At 71.4% G+C, this 16,666-nt stretch carries 14 protein-coding genes; 4 read left to right on the top strand and 10 right to left on the bottom strand.

Features of this window, described 5'->3' with window-relative positions; all coding sequences use genetic code 11:
• Positions 1–26: 26 nt before the first annotated feature.
• The 3 genes from ACWDXC_RS05705 to serA all read right to left on the bottom strand — a co-directional run bounded on the left by ACWDXC_RS05705 (position 27) and on the right by serA (position 4,402).
• Positions 27–1,124, bottom strand: coding sequence for a branched-chain amino acid aminotransferase (locus ACWDXC_RS05705; RefSeq protein WP_364176034.1), 1,098 nt, complete (start codon positions 1,122–1,124; stop codon positions 27–29).
• A 173-nt stretch (positions 1,125–1,297) separates the two neighbouring features.
• A complete protein-coding gene (locus ACWDXC_RS05700; RefSeq protein ID WP_449978422.1) occupies positions 1,298–2,344 on the bottom strand; it encodes a 3-isopropylmalate dehydrogenase in 1,047 nt (348 codons plus the stop codon).
• A 474-nt stretch (positions 2,345–2,818) separates the two neighbouring features.
• Entirely contained in the window at positions 2,819–4,402 is a 1,584-nt protein-coding gene (gene serA / locus ACWDXC_RS05695; protein ID WP_219501156.1) for a phosphoglycerate dehydrogenase, read from the bottom strand.
• A 237-nt stretch (positions 4,403–4,639) separates the two neighbouring features.
• On the opposite strand from serA, the gene ACWDXC_RS05690 reads away from it, so the two are divergent.
• Positions 4,640–5,494, top strand: coding sequence for a hypothetical protein (locus tag ACWDXC_RS05690; RefSeq protein ID WP_449978419.1), 855 nt, complete (start codon positions 4,640–4,642; stop codon positions 5,492–5,494).
• Between the two features lie 48 nt (positions 5,495–5,542).
• A complete protein-coding gene (locus ACWDXC_RS05685; RefSeq protein ID WP_449978417.1) occupies positions 5,543–6,913 on the top strand; it encodes an MFS transporter in 1,371 nt (456 codons plus the stop codon).
• Here ACWDXC_RS05685 and ACWDXC_RS05680 read toward each other — a convergent pair.
• The 3 genes from ACWDXC_RS05680 to ACWDXC_RS05670 are packed head-to-tail and all read right to left on the bottom strand — an operon-like array spanning position 6,873 to position 10,623.
• Positions 6,873–9,437, bottom strand: coding sequence for an FtsX-like permease family protein (locus ACWDXC_RS05680; RefSeq protein ID WP_449978414.1), 2,565 nt, complete (start codon positions 9,435–9,437; stop codon positions 6,873–6,875). The two genes, ACWDXC_RS05685 and ACWDXC_RS05680, sit on opposite strands and share 41 nt — an antisense overlap.
• Complete coding sequence (locus ACWDXC_RS05675) at positions 9,434–10,114, bottom strand: ABC transporter ATP-binding protein (RefSeq protein ID WP_449978411.1); 681 nt, start codon at positions 10,112–10,114, stop codon at positions 9,434–9,436. Before ACWDXC_RS05675 ends, ACWDXC_RS05680 begins: the two co-directional genes overlap by 4 nt.
• Positions 10,111–10,623 (bottom strand): PadR family transcriptional regulator, encoded by a 513-nt coding sequence (locus tag ACWDXC_RS05670; protein WP_219501126.1) that lies wholly within the window; start codon positions 10,621–10,623, stop codon positions 10,111–10,113. The genes ACWDXC_RS05675 and ACWDXC_RS05670 overlap by 4 nt, the downstream gene beginning before the upstream one ends.
• A gap of 88 nt (positions 10,624–10,711) precedes the next feature.
• Between ACWDXC_RS05670 and ACWDXC_RS05665 the strand changes: the two genes are divergently transcribed.
• Entirely contained in the window at positions 10,712–11,269 is a 558-nt protein-coding gene (locus ACWDXC_RS05665; protein WP_449978407.1) for an FHA domain-containing protein, read from the top strand.
• A 106-nt stretch (positions 11,270–11,375) separates the two neighbouring features.
• Positions 11,376–12,920, top strand: a complete 1,545-nt coding sequence (gene dacB, locus ACWDXC_RS05660; RefSeq protein WP_219501119.1) for a D-alanyl-D-alanine carboxypeptidase/D-alanyl-D-alanine endopeptidase — start codon at positions 11,376–11,378, stop codon at positions 12,918–12,920.
• 238 nt (positions 12,921–13,158) lie between these two features.
• Here the strand turns inward: dacB and ACWDXC_RS05655 are convergent, their stop codons facing one another.
• Genes ACWDXC_RS05655 through ACWDXC_RS05640 form a run of 4 tightly spaced genes read right to left on the bottom strand, consistent with a single transcriptional unit; the run spans position 13,159 to position 16,500 of the window.
• Positions 13,159–13,941 carry an ABC transporter permease gene (locus tag ACWDXC_RS05655; RefSeq protein ID WP_449978403.1) on the bottom strand — a complete coding sequence of 261 codons (783 nt, stop codon included), beginning with the start codon at positions 13,939–13,941 and terminating at the stop codon, positions 13,159–13,161.
• Positions 13,938–14,702 carry an ABC transporter permease gene (locus ACWDXC_RS05650; RefSeq protein ID WP_219501116.1) on the bottom strand — a complete coding sequence of 255 codons (765 nt, stop codon included), beginning with the start codon at positions 14,700–14,702 and terminating at the stop codon, positions 13,938–13,940. The genes ACWDXC_RS05655 and ACWDXC_RS05650 overlap by 4 nt, the downstream gene beginning before the upstream one ends.
• Positions 14,699–15,451 (bottom strand): ABC transporter ATP-binding protein, encoded by a 753-nt coding sequence (locus ACWDXC_RS05645; protein ID WP_219501113.1) that lies wholly within the window; start codon positions 15,449–15,451, stop codon positions 14,699–14,701. The genes ACWDXC_RS05650 and ACWDXC_RS05645 overlap by 4 nt, the downstream gene beginning before the upstream one ends.
• Positions 15,448–16,500 (bottom strand): ABC transporter substrate-binding protein, encoded by a 1,053-nt coding sequence (locus ACWDXC_RS05640; RefSeq protein WP_219501110.1) that lies wholly within the window; start codon positions 16,498–16,500, stop codon positions 15,448–15,450. Before ACWDXC_RS05640 ends, ACWDXC_RS05645 begins: the two co-directional genes overlap by 4 nt.
• Positions 16,501–16,666 lie beyond the last annotated feature (166 nt).

The raw sequence follows: 16,666 nt of genomic DNA, 5'->3' as shown, positions 1-16,666 counted from the left end.
CTGGAGGATCGGGGTGGCGGCCACGGCTAGAGGATCTTGTGGACCCAGTCGTGCGTGTCGGGGCGGGCGCCGTACTGGATGCCCACCAGCTCCTCGCGGATGCGCATCGTCACCGGCCCCGGGGTCCCGTCGCCGACGGTCCAGGCGCGGTCGGCGCCCTTGACGGAGCCGACGGGCGTGACGACGGCGGCCGTGCCGCAGGCGAACACCTCGGTGAGCTCGCCGGACTCGCACCCGGCCTGCCACTCGTCGGTGCTGATCAGCCGCTCCTCGGCCTCCAGGCCGAGCTCGTCGGCCAGGCCGAGGATGGAGTCGCGGGTGATCCCGGGCAGGAGGGTGCCGGTGAGTGCGGGGGTGACGAGCTTGTCGCCGAAGACGAAGAACAGGTTCATCCCGCCCATCTCCTCCACGTAGCGGTGCTCGTGGGCGTCGAGCCAGACGACCTGGTCGCAGCCCTGCGCGACGGCCTCCCGCTGGGCCACGAACGCGGCCGCGTAGTTGCCGCCGCACTTGGCGAAGCCGGTGCCCCCGGGAGCGGCGCGGGTGTACTCGGTGGACAGCCACACCGAGACCGGCTTGATGCCCCCGGTGAAGTAGGAGGCCGCGGGCGAGGCGATCACCAGGTACTTGTACGTCTTGGACGGGTAGTTCACGCCGAGCCCGACCTGGGTGGCGATGATGAACGGCCGCAGGTAGAGGCTGTGCCCCTCGGTGGTGGGCACCCAGTCGCGGTCGGTCTGGACCAGGAGCTCCAGCGACTCGACGAACGTCTCCTCGGGCAGCTCGGGCATGGCCATGCGGGCGGCGGACCGGTTGAACCGGCTCGCGTTGGCATAGGGCCGGAAGGTCACCACGGACCCGTTGACCTGCCGGTAGGCCTTGAGCCCCTCGAACAGCTCCTGCGCGTAGTGGAAGACGGACGTGGCCGGGTCGAGGCTGAGCGGCCCGTACGGCTGGAGGCGGGCGTCGTGCCAGCCGCGGCCCTCGGTGTAGTCGATCGAGATCATGTGGTCGGTGAAGACCTGGCCGAATCCCGGGTTCGCCAGTACCTGCTCGCGCTCGGCCGCGGTGCGAGCGTGGTCGGATAGCTGCACGTCGAAGCTGAGCTTCTGAGCGATGGTCATGACGCGGGTCCTTCTCTCTGCGATTCCTGCGGGTGCTGCCGCGAAACGGCAGTCCGTACTTCCTATTGTCTCGCTATTTGGGATGGCAAGGGGGTGACGCCCGTTTGGACATGAAAAAGCGCCTGGCGGGTCCTCGTTCGGGACCGCCAGGCGCTGCTGAGCAGGGGCGGCCCCTAGCTCGATACGCGCGCGGTGATGTCGTCACCGATCTCGTGCGTGGTGCGTCCGGCCCAGCCGGTCAGGCGCTCGACGATGTCGTCGGCGACGGCCTGCTCGATCCTGGCCGCCTCGGTGCTGAGGCCGAGGTGGTCGAGGAGCATGGCGACCGACAGGATCGTGGCGGTCGGGTCGGCCTTGCCCTGCCCGGCGATGTCGGGCGCGCTGCCGTGCACCGGCTCGAACATGCTGGGCGCGGTGCCCTCGGGGTTGATGTTGCCGCTGGCGGCCAGGCCGATGCCGCCCGCGACGGCCGCGCCGAGGTCGGTGATGATGTCGCCGAACAGGTTGTCGGTGACGATGACGTCGAACCGCTCCGGCTGGGTGACGAAGAACATCGAGGCCGCGTCGACGTGGCTGTAGTCGGTGGTGACGTCGGGGTACTCCTCGGCCACCCGGTTGACGGTGCGCTGCCAGAGGTCGCCGGCGAAGGTGAGCACGTTGGTCTTGTGGACGAGCGTGAGCTTCTTGCGCGGGCGCGAGCGCGCCTTCTCGAACGCGTAGCGCACGACGCGCTCGACGCCGTGGGCGGTGTTGAGCGACTCCTGGGTGGCGATCTCGTACGGGGTGCCGCGCCGCATGGTGCCGCCGGTGCCGGCGTAGAGGCCTTCGGTGCCCTCGCGGACCACGATCATGTCGATGTCCTCGGCCGGGGTGTCGGCCAGGGGCGTCTCGACGCCGGGGAAGAGCTTGACCGGGCGCAGGTTGACGTAGTGGTCGAACTCGAAGCGCAGGCGCAGCAGCAGCTCGCGCTCCAGGATGCCGGGGGGCACGCTGGGGTCGCCGATGGCGCCGAGCAGGATCGCGTCGTAGCCGCGCAGCTCCTGCATCACACTGTCGGGCAGGGTCTCACCGGTGCGGTGATAGCGGGCGGCGCCCAGGTCGTAATGGGTGGCTTCGATCTTGGTCCCGACCGCTTCGAGGACCTTCAGACCTTCGGCCACGACCTCGGTGCCGATGCCATCACCAGGGATGACGGCCAGACGAATGTTGCGCGACTCCATGGGCGTACCTTACCGGCTTGTCTCGGCTGCCGAACACATGATCTCAGTGGCTGGGATGCGGCGCGCCGCCGTTGTCGCGGCGGTCCAGGGCCGTCTGCAGGGCCTCGGCGGCCTCGTTCTCGTGCTCGTCGGCGCTGTTCCAGGCATACATCTCGTACATGAGGTGACTCATCTCGTTTCGCGGGGCGTCGGATGTGTGAAGTCGGATCCCGGTCGCGAATCCGTCCGGGCCTGTGTTCGCGGTCCGGATCACGGACCGGCGAAGGAGGGACTTACCGGCCGACAGCAACGCCACTCACCGCGGCGAGTCGTCGACCTGCCCTAACAGGCCCCGCCGCGGCAGGTAATGAGTACGAGAACCTGGCGCATTACTCGTCAGACTACCAGCGCGTCTCGTTGGATGTCCTACTATCTCGCATCCTGAGACACGAAGGAGGGGCCACCGGTGCGGCGGCCCCTCCTGTCGGGAGTGCGTCAGAGGTCGACCGAGCGGCCGCTCTCCGCGCCGATCTCGGAGCCGATCTGCTCCAGCACGTCGGACGGGATCGCGGTGTCGACGGTCAGCGCGATGAGCGCCTTGCCGCCCTTGACGTCACGGGCCACCTGCATCGAGGCGATGTTGATGCCCTGCTCACCGAGGATGCGGCCGACGACGCCGACGACGCCGGGCCGGTCGGTGTAGGTGAAGAACGACAGGTGCTCGGTCGGCTCGATCTCCATCTGGTAGCCGTTGACCTCGACGATCTTGGTGATCTGCCGGGGGCCGGAGAGCGTGCCGGACACCGAGACGTGGCGGCCGTCGGCCAGCACGCCGCGCACGGTGATCACGTTGCGCCAGTCGGGGCTGTCGGAGCTGGTGACCAGCTCGACGGCGATGCCCCGGTCCTTGGCCAGCAGCGGCGCGTTGACGTACGTGACCTGCTCCTCGATCACGTCGGCGAAGACGCCCTTGAGGGCGGCGAGCTCGATGACCCGCACGTCCTGGGCGGCGATCTCGCCGCGGACCTCGATGTCGAGCTTGGTGGCCACCTCGCCGGCCAGCGCGGTGAAGACCCGGCCCAGCTTCTCGGCGAGCGGCAGGCCCGGCTTGACGTCCTCGGCGACGGCGCCGCCCTGGACGTTGACCGCGTCGGGCACGAACTCGCCGGCCAGGGCCAGCTTGACGCTGCGCGCGACCTGGGTGCCGGCCTTCTCCTGGGCCTCGTGCGTGGAGGCGCCCAGGTGCGGCGTGACGACGACCTGGTCGAGCTCGAACAGCGGGCTGTCGGTGCACGGCTCCTTGGCGAACACGTCGAGGCCGGCGCCGGCGACGCGGCCCTCCTTGATCGCCGAGTAGAGGGCGGCCTCGTCGACGATGCCGCCGCGGGCCACGTTGATGATCCGCACCGACGGCTTGACCTCGTGCAGCTCGCGGTCGCCGATGAGGCCCAGGGTCTCCTTGGACTTGGGCAGGTGGACGGTGATGAAGTCGGCCTGCTTGAGCACCTCGTCGAGGCTGAGCAGCTTGACGCCCATCTGCGCGGCGCGGGCCGGCGGCAGGTAGGGGTCGTAGGCGATCAGCTCGACGCCGAACGGCTGCAGCCGCTGGGCCACGAGCTGGCCGATCTTGCCGAGGCCGAGGATGGCGACGACCTTCTCGTCGAGCTCGACGCCGGTGTACTTGGACCGCTTCCACTCGCCGTTCTTCAGCGCGGCGTGGGCCTGCGCGGTGTTGCGGGCGCTGGCCAGGATGAGCGCCACGGTCTGCTCGGCGGCGCTGGTGATGTTGGAGGTGGGCGCGTTGACCACCATCACGCCGGCCTTGGTGGCCGCCTCGACGTCGACGTTGTCGAGGCCGACGCCGGCGCGCGCGACCACGCGCAGCTTGGGCGCGGCGGCGATGGCCTCAGCGTCGACCTGGGTGGCGGAGCGGACGATGAGCGCGTCCACGTCGGCCAGGGCGGGCAGCAGCTGGGAACGGTCGGCGCCGTCGGTGTGGCGGACCTCGAAATCGGCGCCGAGGACGGCGAGACCGGCCTCGGACAGCTCCTCTGCTACCAGAACGACGGGCTTGTTCACGAGTGTTGGATCCTTAGGCGAGCGGCGGGCGGGAGGGACACGTCCCTGGGTCCCTCGGAGCTCTCAGAGTCTATCCACCGCTTGTGAACGCGTTCACGAGAGACCCAGCATTCGAGACGCCTCCGGCGGTACCCAGCACCCGGAAACTCATCCACACTGCACCCATCTTTGTCTTGATCGGGAGATTTATTCGCCATTAGCCTGATAAGCCGTGGCCTACTACCTATGGTTCGTCATATGAGCATCGGGAATCCTGCGCTTGCCGACGTGCTCGCCCAGCATGGTGGTCCGCACCGCCTGCTGGCGGCTCTCGCTGACTGTGGAGTCCTGGTGGCCGTGCGACCAGATCGATCCGTCGTCCTCGGGACGACCCAGGCCGGTGACCGGGTCCTGCTCGGCTACACCAGCGCGGTGACCTATGCCCGGCACCGCGGCGGCCATTCCCTGTCGGCGTGCGACGCCGACACCATCCTCGACATCCAGCGCGTCACCGGCGTGCGGGAGATCGTGATCGACGCCGCAGGCCCCGCCGCCGCCGCCGTCCCCATCGACGACCTGGCGCGCTTCCTCACCTCCACCCGTACGGGCCCGACGCCGGTCCTGTCGGGAGCCGCGCCGGCCGCCTACGCCACGGGCGCGATGGCCACGGTGTCGCGCGGGACCGTGATGGCGCAGGCGACCCCCGCCTCGCCCGAGGCGCCCCCGATGCCGTGGATCCCGGCGCCGCGCCCGCACCTGTCGGGCCCGATGCAGCAGGTCGACCCCGGCTACCGGCGCTGCACGCACCCGATCCTGCCCGCGCTGCGCCAGGCGATCGCCCAGCTCCTCCAGGACTTCCCGCTGGTGCACCACGTGTGGATCTCCGAGGCCCGTACGGCATCCGGCGCGACCGGGATCATGCTGCACGTCAAGGTGCACATGTCGGCCGCCGAGGACGTCGTGCGCGACCTGCACCGGGGCGCCAGGGCCCGGCTGCCGCAGTTCGCGGCCAGCGGGGCGCCGATCCTGATGGCCCGGGTCGCGGACTCGCGCAGCGAGCGCCGGATGATCGAGATCGGGGCGCACGTGGTCTGCGCGAACGTCCACGAATAGCGAAACTGGGCCCTACCGAACAAGCCTCTGCTCGGCTTCAATGAGGCCATGATCGCACCCGGCGTGGCCGCCCCCACGGTCTCCAGAGGCGTGCGCCTGGGCTACGGCGTCGGGTCGTTCTGCACCGCGACCTTCACCGCCGTGCCCGGGCTGCTGCTGCTGTACTACATGACCAACTTCCTGGCGGTGCCCGCGTGGCTGGCCGGGGTCGTGGTGACGGCGCCCAAGGTGTGGGACCTGCTGATCAACCCGCTGGTCGGCCGCTGGTCCGACCGCACCGCCTCACGGCTCGGCCCGCGCCGCCCGTGGCTGCTGGCGGGCGCGTGCACGCTGCCCGTCGCGTTCTTCCTGGTGTTCGCCGGCCCGCCGCTGACCGGCGTCCCCGCCGCGCTGTACGTGGGCGCCTGCTTCCTGGCGGCGGCCACGGCCTACGCCCTGTTCGAGGTGCCGTACAAGGCGATGCCCGCCGAGATGACCGACGACTACCACGAGCGGACGTCGCTGCTGCAGTGGCGGATGGTGTTCGTCGGCGCGGGCACCGCGATCGCCGGCATCGCCGCCCCGGCCATCGTCAACAGCCAGGGCGACAGCGGCACGCTGGACAGCTACCGGCTGATGGGCGTGGTGATCGCCGTCGTGCTGCTCGCCGCCATGCTGGGCTCGTTCCTCGGCACGGCCCGCGCCCCCATGACGGGCGCCCCCGAGGCCGACACCGGCAGCCTGATCAGGCAGTTCGCCGTGGTCAGGGGCAACGCGTCGTTCCTGTGGCTGACGGTGCTGAGCTGCACCCAGCAGCTCGCGGTGGCCATCATGCTGGCCGCCGCGCCGTACTTCGCCGCGTACACGATCGGCGACCCGAAGGCCACGACCTCGCTGTTCGCGGCGCTGGTGGGGCCGATGATGCTGACCATGCCGCTGTGGTCGTGGCTGTCCAGGCGCTTCGACAAGCGGGGCGCGATGATCCTGGCCGCGCTGACGTTCGCGACCGGCACCGCTCTGGCCCTGGCCACCCCGCTCTTCGGCGGCTGGTACGCGCACGCGATGATCCTGCTGGTGGGCACCGGGGTGGCCGGGGTGACGCTGCTGCAGTTCTCGATGCTGGCCGACGTGATCGCGCAGGACGCCGCGGACACGGGCAAGCGGCGGGCAGGCGTGTTCACCGGGCTGTGGACGGCGGTCGAGAGCGGCGTGAGCGCGTTCGGGGCGCTGATCTTCGGCGTGATCCTGTCGGTCGGCGGCTTCCTGTCCTCGGAGCCGAGCAGGCCGGTCGAGCAGCCGGACAGCGCGGTGACCGCGGTGCTCGTCGGGCAGACCGCGGTCCCCGCGCTGATCATCCTGCTGTCGGTGGCGATGACGTTCGGCTACCGGATCAAGGACCCTATGCGAGCCGCCGCGCCGGCGCCGGACGGGTCCGGGTGACGAGCCCGGCCACCGCCGCGGCCAGCAGTGGCAGGCCGAGCACGACCACGGCGCAGAACAGCCAGGGCACCGCGATGTGGGGCGTGCCGAGCTCGAACTGGAAGTCCCCCGGAGCGCCCGGCCGCGGGACGCGCGACCTCGTCAACAGCCAGGCCAGCGTGATGCCCGTGACCGACCCGGCGACGGCGCCGACCAGTGCGCCGAGCCCGGCGATGTAGCCGGCCTGGGCCGCCACGATGAGCCTGCGCACCCGGGGCGGCGCGCCGACGGCCGACACGGTGTCGAGGTCGCGCCGCATGTCGGCCACGGCGAGCCCGGTGGCCGCGAACGTGCCGCCGAGCACCAGCACCACGGCGAGCCCCAGGGCCAGCCAGAGCACCCCCGTCGGGTAGTCGTCGTAGCCGTTCTCCACCCTGACGTGCGCGTCGCGGTGGGCCGCCTCGATCTGCTTCTCGAGCGTCGCCGGATCGGCCGGCCGGTGCGCCGCGTACAGCGTGCGCTCGCTGATCTTCAGGCCGGCCGCCCGCAACGCGGTGGCCGGGATCAGGGCGCCGGCCTGCTTCGGCTGCGCCGGGCGGGCCTCGACCGCCGGGATCTCGAGGTCGCGGCGGTCCAGGGACAGCCCGACGCGCACCTTGCCGTCGCGCACCGCTCCGGGCTGGAACACGATCGCCTTGCCCTCGGCCAGGGCCGCCGCGGCCACCGGGTCCACCCGGCCCTGCAGGAGCGCGAGCAGCCGGGCGTCCCCCACGGGCAGGTTGAACACCGCGAGGTGGCAGAAGTCCCTGCACGCCTCGAACGGGGCTTGCAAATGGAGCGAGGCCTCCTCGCCCTTCTCGGTGACGGCCCGATGCCCGCTCACCAGCGGCACCCCCGGGAGCGCCTTCTCGGCGGCGGCGCGCACCCGCGCCCACTCCCCGTCGTCCAGGCCGTTGCCCCTGATCACGAGCGTGCCCGTCGGCTCGACGGCCCACGTGTTCTCCTTGCGGACCGCGAACTGGCTCTCGGCCCCGATGCCCAGCGTGATCGCCCCCATGGTGGCGGCCATGACCGCCGCCACGGCGGAGGCCGTACGGACCCGGTGCCGGGAGGCGTCGCGCACGGACAGCCGGAGCGGGAGCGGCAGCCGCGCGGCGAACCGTCCGGTGGCGCGCACCAGCCACGGCGTGACGGCGACCAGCCCCAGCACGAACGGGACCACGCCGATCATGATCAGCCGTCGCTCGCCCATGAGCCCGAGCACGCATCCGGCCAGCCCGGCCGCGATCAGCAGGAGGCCGAGGACCGGGTGGCCGGCGCGGTCGCGGGCCATGACCCGGGCCTCCCGTCCGGCGAGGACCCGCGCCGGGCTCTGCCGGGCGGCCTGCACGGCCGGGACGAGGGCGGCGATCACCCCGGTGGCCGTGCCGAGCAGGACGACGCCGAGGATCTGGAGCCAGGGCACGTCGGGCGGGCCGTAGCCGCCGATCATCTCGCGCACCAGCGGCGCCGGGGCGATCGCGGCGGCGATGCCGAGCGCCGCCCCGGCCGGCGTCGCGATCCCGCCGAGCACCAGCCCGTCCGCCAGCACGATCAGCTTCAGGTGGGCCGGGGAGCCGCCATGGGCGGCGATCACGGCCAGCTCCCGGCGCCGCCGGCGCAGCCCGACCGCGAAGGCCGGCCCGGCGAGCAGGACGGTCTCCACGATGACGAGCACGCCGGCCACGGCGGCGGCGATCACCACGTCGGTGTCCCTCGGGGAGTACGCCGGGTACAGGCGCGGGCCCGCGGGCGGGTCCTCGATGACCGCGCGGGACTCGACGCGGAGCCCCGAGGCGTTCAGCCGGCGCACCTGGTCCCAGCCGACCGGAGCGGGCGCGTCGGCGAGCCAGCCGGTGCCGTGCCCGTCCTTCTTGTCGCGCAGCAGCGTGCCCGGCAGGCTCACGACCTCGCGCTGCAGCGCGTGGTAGGGGTACTCGACGACGCCGACCACCCGCACCTGGCGGCGCTCGGCCAGCACGCTCATCGGCCGGCCCAGGCGCACGTCGGGGCCGAGCATCGCGGGCGTCACCGCGACCTCGTCCGGCGCGGCCGGGAAGCGGCCCTGGAGCAGCGGGCGCATCCCGCGCGTCAGGGGATCGCGCAGATCCACCTCCGTGACGCCGGCCACGTCCTCGCCGTTCGGCAGGTTCACCATCACCGAGCCGCGGTTCAAGGGGATGAGCCGGGCGTCGAGCAGCGCGCCGACCTCGGCCTGCGTCCACGGCCGCGTGGACTTCGGCGCTCCTTTCGCCTCCTTGAAGAAGCCGGAGACGTCCTGCCTGATCGGCCCGCGGTACTCGGTCGTGGCGATCTGCGCGTCGGCCGCGCCGAGGTTCCTGGTCAGGCCCTCCCGCCTGGAGACGTCGCCGGTGGCGAGCCCGGTCAGCAGGGTGGAGATCACCAGCACCGGCAGGCCGATCATCACCATGATCAGCGCGCTGCGGCCTTTCGCGCGCAGGGCGTCCCTGCGGGAGAGGCGTAGAGCCGCGCGGAAGGCGCTCATCGGGCGCTCTCCAGCCGCACGGCCGCCGCGTCCGCGATCGCGCCGTCGCGCAGGTAGACGACCCGGTCGGCCCAGGCGGCGTAGCGGGGCTCGTGGGTGACGAGCAGCACGGCGGCGCCCGCGTCGCAGCGCTCGCGCAGCAGCCGCAGGATGCCGTCGCCGGTCGCGGTGTCGAGCGCGCCGGTGGGCTCGTCGGCCAGCAGCAGCCGCCGCTCCCCTGCCAGCGCCCTGGCGATGGCCACCCGCTGGCGCTGGCCGCCCGACAGCTCCTCGGGGAAGCGGTCGGCGACCTGGCCAGCGCCCACCTCCTCCAGCGCGGCCTGCGCCTCCTCACGGGCCCGGCCCGCGGCCACGCCGTCGAGCTCGCGGGGCAGCATCACGTTCTCGGCGGCCGTCAGGGACGGGATCAGGTTGAGGTCCTGGAACACGTACCCGACGCTCCTGCGGCGTAAGGCGGCCAGGTCCTTGACGGCGGCCAGGTCGACGCCCTCGATCACGACGCTGCCGGAGGTGGGCCGGTCGAGGCCGCCCGCCACGTTGAGCAGGGTGGACTTGCCGGAGCCCGACGGGCCCATCACCGCGACCAGCTCGCCGCGCGCGACGTCGAGGCTCACGCCCTTGAGCGCGTGCACGTCCCCGTGGGTCCGGGTCACCTCACGCAGGCTCACCACAGTCATGCGTTCTTCTCCTTGAGTACGGCCTCGCAGTGGTCCAGCCAGCGCTGTTCCGCCTCGGCCTTGAAGATCATCGAGTCGATCACGAGCCGTTGCGCCGGTCCACCCGTCCCTCGGTGCTTGGCCCTGGTCAGCTCCTGGAGCATGCGCATGGTGGCCATGCGCTGGGCCAGGATCACCGCGGCCACGTCCACGTCGGCGGCGGCCACGGCCATCGCGATCTTGATGACCAGCTCGTCACGGGGCCGGTCGGTCTGGCCGACGGGGGTGGCGAACCACTCCGCCAGCTCCCGCCGGCCGGATTCGGTTATCTCGTAGACCGCGCGCCCCTGCTCGTCGGTGCCGCCGGGCGTGACGAGGCCGTCACGTTCCATGCGGGAGAGCGTCGTGTAGACCTGGCCGATGTTCAGCGGCCAGGTCGCCCCCGTCGACGCCTCGAACTCCACCCTGAGCTGGTAGCCGTAACGCGGCCCGCTGCTCAGCAACGCGAGCAGCCCGTGCCTGATCGACATGAATACTCAGTATGCATACCGAGTATGCTCGCCGCAACAGATCCGCGTATTCTGGACAGCGAACACGGTTCAGGCCGATACTCAGGGCATGAGCTCGACGCATCCGCCGTTCCGCGCATCCGACGGTGAGCGTGACCGCGCGATCGGCGAGCTGCGTGACCGCGCGGTCGAAGGGCGGATCTCCCACGACACCTTCGTGGGCCGCGTCGACCAGGCGCTGCGGGCGCGCAACCAGGAGGAGCTCGACGCGCTCGTCGCCGACCTGCCCAGGCGGCCGACGTTCCGTGGGCGGGTGACCAACCTGGTGACCAGGGTGGTCGGCGCGACCTCCGACTTCACCACCAGCCTGCAGTCCGCCTGGCGGCGGCCCCGGCTGCCCCGCCTGGCGCTGCCCGACGACGACCGGGTCCGCTACGTGGTCGGGCGCGGATCGGCGTGCGACCTGGTGCTGTCGGACCTGACGGTGTCGCGCGTCCACGCCGAGCTGCGGCGCGACGACGACGGCGGGTGGATGCTGGTCGACCTCGGCTCGCTCAACGGCACCCGGCTCAACGGCTGGCGGCTGGTGGGCCCGGCCAAGGTGCGCCCGGGGGACGAGATCTCGTTCGGCGACTGTGGCTTCCTGGTGAGCTCCGCCCTCCCGTAACGGCCGGCCGCCGGTAAAGATACGGATATTTGCGGATTACAGCCCGCAGGCGCTCCTCGATGATCCGAAGGCGAGACCCCAAGTCGCAGCCCCTTTGGAGACCCCCATGCGGCGCACCTCTGCATCCCTCGTCGCGGGCGCGCTCGTCGCGGCCCTCGCGTGGGCGTCAGGCCCCTCCTCCCCCGCGATCGCCCTCGAACCGTCACCCGGCCTGGCCGACCTGGCCCAGGACATCAACCAGATCCTCGGCGACTCGCGGCTGACCATCGCCCAGGCGGGCGTGCTCGTCAAGAGCGCCACCACCGGCGAGGAGCTGTACGCGACCGACGCCGGCAAGCTGCTGCTCCCGGCGTCCAACACCAAGCTGTTCACCTCGGCCGCGGCGGCCGAGACGCTCGGCCTCGACTACCGCTTCCCCACCACCGTGCTCAACGGCGGCCGCAAGCACGGCTCGGTGCTCCGCGGCGACCTGGTGCTGCGCGGCACCGGCGACCCGACGATGCTGGCCGAGGACTACGACGCGCTGGCCAAGAAGGTGGCCGACGCGGGCGTCAAGGTCGTCACCGGCAAGCTGGTGGCCGACGACACCTGGTTCGACGACGTACGGCTCGGCACGGACTGGGCGTGGGACGACGAGACGGCCTACTACGCGGCGCCGATCTCCGCCCTGACCACGTCGCCGGACCGCGACTACGACGCCGGCTCGGTGATCGTGGGCGTGGCGGTGGACGGCGGTCAGGTCAAGGTGACGACCACCCCGGAGACCGGCTACCTGAAGATCGTGAACAAGGCCACGGTCGGCGCCGAGACCGACGTGCTGATCCAGCGCCTGCACGGCACCCGTACCGTGGAGATCACCGGCACGGTGGCCGGGTCCTACCAGGAGTGGGTGTCCGTCGACGACCCCACGGCCTACACCGCCTCCCTGTTCCGCGACGCGCTGGCCAAGCACGGCGTGCGGGTGCTGGGCAAGACCGTGTCCGGCGCCGCGCCGTCGGGCGCCGGGGAGCTGGCCAGGCACGAGTCGATGCCGCTGAGCGAGCTGCTGGTGCCGTTCATGAAGCTGAGCAACAACATCCACGCCGAGATCCTCGTCAAGGCCATGGGCCGCAAGGTCGCCGGCCAGGGCACCTGGGCGGCGGGGCTCAAGGTCGCCACGGACTTCGCCAAGGCCAACGGCGTGCAGGTGCTGAACATGCGGGACGGCTCCGGGCTGTCGCGGCGCGACGGGTTCACGCCCGCCTCGATCGTGCAGCTGCTGACGGCGGTGCGGGGCAAGCCGTGGTTCGAGAGCTGGTACGCGTCGCTGCCGGTCGCCGGCAACCCGGACCGCTTCGTCGGCGGCACGCTGCGCAGCCGGATGCGCGGCACGCCCGCGGCCGACAACGTGCGGGCCAAGACCGGCTCGCTCACCGGCGTGACCGCCCTGTCCGGGTACGTCACCAGCGCCGACGGTGAGCCGCTGGTGTTCGCCATCATGCTCAACCAGTATCTGTCGGGCTCGCCGAAGGACATCGAGGACAAGATCGCGATCCGGCTGGCGCAGTTCAAGCGCGGCGCGGCGGTGGACGGGACGCCCGCCCAGCTCCGCACCGCCGCCGAGACGGCCGGGGACCTGGAGTGCTCCTGGCTGAAGCCGGTGATGTGCTAGCCCCGGAGCGGGTGGAGCTCCAGGTATAGCGCCGATTTTCAGGACATAGCCGACGGGTGGCGGCCAGAATTCAGGGTCAAGCCAGGGAGCGCCGGGCACGACCGGCCCCACCCGCCGGTCTCCCACCGCACGCCCGCAGCGCTCCCCTCCGGCGGGCCCGGCCGCCATTCCCCCGCATCGGACCGCGGCCGGGCCCGCACACCCGGCTCAGCGGGCGCCGGAGAGGCGCCCCAGGACGTCAGCGGTTGTCGGAGAAACGCGCCAGGACGAGCGACTCGACGACGCCCACCGCCGCGTACGCCACGATCGACACGCTGGTGACGACCACGATGTCCGCCCACACCTCGTCGTAGCGGAAGCCGCCGATCGCCCGCAGGATCTCGGCCCCGATCCCCTGCCCGGTGGCCAGCCACTCGGCGATGAGCGCGCCGATGATCGACGACGGCACCGAGATGCGCGCCGAGGCGAACACCGACGGCATCGCCGTGGGCACCGCCACCTTGCGCAGCACCGTCGTCCGCGTCCCGCCGTAGGCCATGACCAGGTCGGTGGCCTGCGGAGACGCCGAGCGCAGCCCGAAGGCGATGTTCACCAGCGCCGGGAAGAACACCACGATCCCGCCGATGACGGCCACGCCGAGCAGGTCGCGCCCGAACACGAGCGTGATCAGCGGCGTCATGACCACCAGCGGCACCGACCGCAGCAGCATCGCGACCGGCATGAACGTCTGCTCGACCGTACGGAACAGCACGAACGTCATGGCGACGACCACGGCCGCGACCATGCCGGTGGTGAACCCGATGGCCGCGTCCCTGATCGTGATGCCGAGCGCGCCGAACACGGCGTCGCGGTGCGCGGCGGCCTCCGGCGCGCTGAACAGGTACTCCCACACCTGGTGAGGCCGCTTGCCGACGAGCGGGCTGATGCCGAACGCCTCCAGGAACAGCCACCAGGCGGCCACCACGATGAGCACGGAGGGCAGCAGCGGGCCGACGACCCGCAGCACGGTACGGCCGATCACAGCGCGGACCCCGTTTCGGCTCTGCCGGTCGACCAGGGCGTCACCAGCCGGGCGACGAGCGCGACGACCCCGTACCCGAGACCGGCGATCAGCCCCGCGACGAGGGCCAGCCCCCACGTGCGCGGCACCTGGAACTGCTGCTGGGAGATCATCAGCGAGACGCCGAGCCCCTGGTCGTTGCTACCGAGGTATTCGCCGATGATGGCGCCGAGCAGCGCGGACGGGGCGGAGATCTTCAGCCCGGCGAACGTGCTGGGCAGCGCCGAGATGATCTGCACGTGGCGCAGCTTGGCCAGCTTGCCGCCCCCGTAGACGGTGATGAGGTCGAGGCTGGCGCGGTCGGCCGAGCGGAGCCCGAGCAGGGCGCCGATGAGCGTGGTGAAGAACACCGAGATCGCCGCCAGGAACACCACCGTCGCCTCGCCGCCGAACACGACGAGGATGATCGGCCCGATGGCCAGCAGCGGGATGCAGTAGCTGATCACCGCGAGCTGGGTGGCGACGGCTTCGAGCCTGGGAACGAGCAGGACGAGCACCGCGACGCCGATCGCCAGCCCGTTGCCCCACAGGAACCCCTGGAGCGCCGCTGTCAGCGTGGCCGACACGTTCGGCCCGTAGAAGCCCCAGCCGTCGGCGGCCATCCCGGCGAGCACCGCCCACGGCGTGGGCACGGCGCCGTCGCCGGCGAACACCGTGGCGGCGAGCAGCCACCAGAGCCCGACCAGGGCGACGACGCCGAGCAGGCCGTGCAGCCGCCTCATGAGCCGTGCCCGAACAGCAGGTCGCTGAGGTGGTCGTGGTAGGCGTGGAACTCCGGGGTGCGCATCATGTCGGGCGTGCGCGGGCGCGGCAGGTCGATCGGGACCAGCTCCACGACGCGGCCGGGGCGCGGGCTCATCACGGCGACCACGTCCGACAGGAACACCGCCTCGCCGATGCCGTGGGTGACCATGAGCGTGGTGGCGGGCTTCTCGGTCCAGATGCGCAGCAGCTCCAGGTTGAGCCGCTGCCTGGTCATGTCGTCCAGCGCGCCGAACGGCTCGTCGAGCAGCAGCACGCTGGGCTTGACGACGAGCGCGCGGGCGATGGACACACGCTGGCGCATGCCGCCCGACAGCTCGGCGGGCCGGGCCTTCTCGAAGCCCTCCAGGCCGACGAGCTTGATCAGGTCCTCGATCACGCCGGGCTCCGGCTTGAGCCCGGCGACCTCCAGCGGCAACCGGATGTTGGCGTGCACGCTGCGCCAGGGCAGCAGCGCCGAGTCCTGGAAGGCGATGCCGAGGTGGTGGCTCCTGCGCAGCTCCTCGGGCGACTCGCCGTTGACGCGGATCTCGCCGGACGTCGGCTCCTCCAGCCCGGCCAGGATGCGCAGCACGGTCGACTTGCCGCAGCCCGACGGGCCGAGCAGCGACAGGAACGAGCCCTTGGGAGTCTCCAGGTCGACGCCCTCGACGGCCGTGACGCCCTTGCCGAAGGTCTTGCTCAGCCCGGTGATCGAGATGCCGCTCATGCGAGCTTCAGGCTCGGGTCGGCCTGGTAGACCTCGTCCAGGACCGACAGGTCGAACAGCTGCTCGGCCTTGACGGCGAGACCCGCCTTGCCCAGCGACTCGACGTTCTGCGCGATCAGCTCGGGCGTCATCGTGAACAGCCCGTTGGCCTTGGCGTCCGGGGTGACGACGAGCTCGTTCTGCATCTTGGCCTCCTCCGTCTGCTCCTTGACGTCGAGGTTGAGGTCCTTGCCGTACGTGTTGGCGGCCATCTCGGCGGACTTGGCCGGATCGGCGACGGCGTCCTTCCAGCCCTTGATCTCGGCGGTCAGGAACGCCTTGAGCTTGTCGCGCTCGTTGTCGATCGTCTCCTGGCGGACCGTGAACGTCTCGGCGGCCAGCGGCAGGCCGTGGTCGGCGAACAGCAGGTAGGTGGCGTCCACGCCCTGCATCTTCAGCCGGACCGGGCCGCTGGTGACGAAGCCGACGTAGCCGTCGAGCTGGCCGGAGGTGAGCATGGACGGGTCCGACTGGAACGGCACCCGCGTCACGCTCGCCGGGTCGATCTCGTTGGCCTTGAGCAGCGCGTTCCACACCAGCTCGTTGGAGTCCTGGACGCCGATGCGCTTGCCGACCAGGGCCTTGGGGTCCTCGATCGGGTTCTTGCCGAGAGAGATGATGGCGAACGGGTTCTTCTGGAACGTCGCGCCGACGATCTTGAGCTGGGCGCCCTGGAGGACGGCGGGCGCGGTGATCGTGGGCGCCGACAGGCCGATCCAGCAGCGGCCGGTGGCCAGGCCCGACTCGACCGAGGTGCCGGAGCCGCCGCCGGACAGCAGCTCGACCTGGGAGAACCCGGCGGCCTTGTAGTAGCCCTTGCTGTCGGCGAAGTACTCGCCGGCGAACTCGACGTTCTTCTTCCACGACAGCTGCAGCTTCACGGCGCCGAACCCGCCGCCTTCGCCACCGCCGCCGGTGGACGTGCCGCCGCCACCGCAGGCGGCCAGCCCGAGCGCCAGCCCGGCCAGACCAGACGTCCGCAGGAACGCACGACGGTCGAGGGAAGCCATGATTCTCCTTGGGCTGAGCGATGAACGTGCAGGTCAGGAAGCTATACATCGATTATTACCATCGTGTGACAGAGTTTCGGCCACCTCGTCCGCCCTCACCCCGGTTTCCGCGCACGCAGGCAAAACACGGGGCCGATTCTGTAGCTCCCTACGAGCGCGCCACGCG

It is taken from the genome of Nonomuraea sp. NPDC003214, assembly GCF_053590035.1.
This window is presented reverse-complemented; position numbering and strand designations above follow the sequence as displayed.